Raw genomic sequence first — 2769 nt, 5'->3', positions numbered from 1 at the left:
CCGCCGGCCCGGGCGGGCACGCGGCGCGTGCGGCGCGGGGGGCGGGCGGTCGCGTCGCGGTCAGGCCGCGGGGGTCGCCGCCTCGCGCCGCTCCATCGCCTGGCGGTACAGCCGCCCCGCACGGTAGGAGGAGCGCACCAGCGGGCCGGACATGACGCCGGCGTAGCCGATCTCCTCGGCCTCCTGCTGGAGCTCGACGAACTCCTCGGGCTTGACCCAGCGCTCCACGGGGTGGTGGCGCGGGGTGGGGCGCAGGTACTGCGTGATGGTGATCAGCTCGCACCCCGCCTCGTGCATGTCGCGGAGCGCCTCGCTGACCTCCTCGCGGGTCTCGCCCAGGCCGAGGATGAGGTTCGACTTGGTGACCAGTCCGGCCTCGCGGGAGCGGGTGAGGACCTCCAGCGACCGCTCGTACCGGAAGGCGGGGCGGATCCGCTTGAAGATGCGGGGCACCGTCTCGACGTTGTGCGCCAGCACCTCGGGGCGGGTGGAGAAGACCTCCGCCAGCTGCTCGGGCTCGGCGTTGAAGTCGGGGATCAGCAGCTCGACGCCGGTGTCCGGCATCAGCTCGTGGATCTGCCGGACGGTCTCGGCGTACAGCCAGCTGCCGCCGTCCTCCAGGTCGTCGCGGGCGACGCCGGTGATCGTGGCGTACTTCAGCCCCATCTGCTGGACGGACTCCGCCACCCGGCGGGGCTCGTCGCGGTCCAGCTCGGCCGGCTTGCCGGTGTCGATCTGGCAGAAGTCGCAGCGCCGCGTGCACTGCTCACCACCGATGAGGAAGGTGGCCTCCCGGTCCTCCCAGCACTCGAAGATGTTGGGACAGCCCGCCTCCTGGCAGACCGTGTGCAGCCCCTCGCGCTTCACCAGGCCCTGCAGGGCGGTGTACTCGGGGCCCATCTTCGCCCGGGTCTTGATCCACTCGGGCTTGCGCTCGATCGGGGTCTGGCTGTTCCGGACCTCCAGACGGAGCATCTTGCGACCGTCGGGTGCGACAGCGGACACGTCCGGCTCCCTACGCTTTCGATTCCTCGGCGAACACCAGGGTACGCCCGTACATCCCCGGGCCGCGGCCCGGTGCGACCCGCGCAGCGCCGGGGCGTGCGCCCACCGTGCCACGGCCGGCGCCGCGGGCGCCCGCGCGGGCCGGTGGTCAGACCGCGCGGGGGAGCGGCTCCGCCGCCTCCAGCACGGCCAGCAGCTCCCGCTCGACGACCGGCAGCACCTCCGCGACCGTGACCTCCCGGCCCAGTTCGTGTGCGAGGGAGGTCACACCGGCGTCGCGGATGCCGCAGGGGACGATCCGGTCGAACGAGGTGTTGTCCGGGGCCACGTTCAGGGCGAAGCCGTGCATGGTCACCCCCTTGGCGACCCGGATGCCGATCGCCGCCAGTTTGCGGTCCTCGCCGCGCTGCCCCGCGTTGGAGGGCGCGTACTCGGGGCCGCTCAGCCGCGGGTCGAACTCCTCGTCGTGCAGCCGGGGGTCGAAGTCCAGCGAGAGGCCGCCGAACCCGCCGGTCACCCCGGGGCGCTCCCCGCCCAGCACCCACACGCCGCTGCGCCCCTCGACCCGGCTGGTCGCGACGCCGAACGCGGCGCAGGTGCGGATCAGCGCGTCCTCCAGGCGACGCACGTGGGCGACGACGTCCACCGGCCGGGGCAGCTTGAGGATCGGGTAGCCGACGAGCTGGCCGGGGCCGTGCCAGGTGATCTTCCCGCCGCGGTCCACGTCGATCACCGGGGTGCCGTCCAGCGGGCGTTCGCTGTCGAGCGTCCGGCGCCCGGCGGTGTAGACCGCGGGGTGCTCCAGCAGCAGGCAGGTGTCCGGGACCTCGTCGGCGAACCGCGCGGCGTGGACCCGGCGCTGCTCGTCCCAGGCGAGCCGGTAGTCCACCGCGTCCTCGCCGAAGCCCATCCGGACAAACCGCAGCTCGCTCACTGCCGCTCCTTCGCTGTGCGCTGCGGGTCCCCCCGCCTTGCGGGCGCCTCCGCCGGCCGCGGAGCGGTCGGGGCGGGCCGTCGTCCACTGTACGTCCGGCGCTGGTGGAGAGGCCCCTGGGCCCGGTCTCACACGTATGGATGAATCCCTGCCAAAGCAGCCGATACGGGCCCCGGATGCGGCTAAATTCACGCCGTCCTCCCGGCCGCAGCACCGACCCGGCCGGGGTTCCACGAGAGAGATCTGCTGATGTCCACGGAACGGCCCGGAGGTACGACCTCCCCCCCCTCCACCCGGCGGAGCCCCAACCGCCAGCTCGCGACCCTGATCGCCGAGGCAGGGTTCTCGCATGCGGGTCTCGCCAGACGTGTCGACCAACTAGGGCTGGAGCACGGCCTGGATCTGCGGTACGACAAGACGTCGGTGACGCGCTGGCTGCGCGGGCAACGACCACGCGGGACCACGCCCGCCCTCATCGCCGAGGTCTTCACCCGACGACTGGGACGACGGCTCACCGCCCAGGACCTCGGGCTGGAGGCGTGCGCGCCCGTCTACGCCGGCCTGGAGTTCGCCGCCGGGCCCAGCGAGGCGGTCGACATCGTCTCCGGCCTGTGGCGCAAGGACTCCGGCACCCACGCCGAGCTGCGGAAGATCGCCTTCACCCCCGCGGGTCTCGTCGTGCCCAGCCGGGACTGGCTGATCGGCCGGCCCGACGAACGGGTGGCCCGCGGCGACGTCGACGCGCCGCCGGGCCAGGCCGGCCCACCGGCCCCCGGGGTCCCCACCCCGCCCCAGGTGAGCCCCGCCGCCGCGCACGCCCTGGGCGTGCG

The 2769-nt window shown here is 73.8% G+C and carries 3 protein-coding genes; 1 reads left to right on the top strand and 2 read right to left on the bottom strand.

The features are described 5' to 3' along the window. Positions 1-60: 60 nt before the first annotated feature. Positions 61-1005, bottom strand: a complete 945-nt coding sequence (gene lipA / locus HCN52_RS23610; protein WP_168090455.1) for a lipoyl synthase — start codon at positions 1003-1005, stop codon at positions 61-63. 148 nt (positions 1006-1153) lie between these two features. Then, the gene (lipB, locus tag HCN52_RS23605; protein WP_168090454.1) at positions 1154-1939 is read right to left on the bottom strand and encodes a lipoyl(octanoyl) transferase LipB; all 786 of its coding nucleotides are present in this window, start codon (positions 1937-1939) and stop codon (positions 1154-1156) included. A 249-nt stretch (positions 1940-2188) separates the two neighbouring features. Between lipB and HCN52_RS23600 the strand changes: the two genes are divergently transcribed. Continuing rightward, on the top strand, positions 2189-2769 hold a 581-nt coding region (locus HCN52_RS23600; protein ID WP_512700793.1), incomplete at its 3' end, for an NsdA family TPR-like regulatory protein.

The sequence above is a fragment of the Streptomyces bohaiensis genome (genome assembly GCF_012033785.1).
Taxonomy (GTDB): Bacteria; Actinomycetota; Actinomycetes; order Streptomycetales; family Streptomycetaceae; genus Streptomyces; species Streptomyces bohaiensis.
This window is presented reverse-complemented; position numbering and strand designations above follow the sequence as displayed.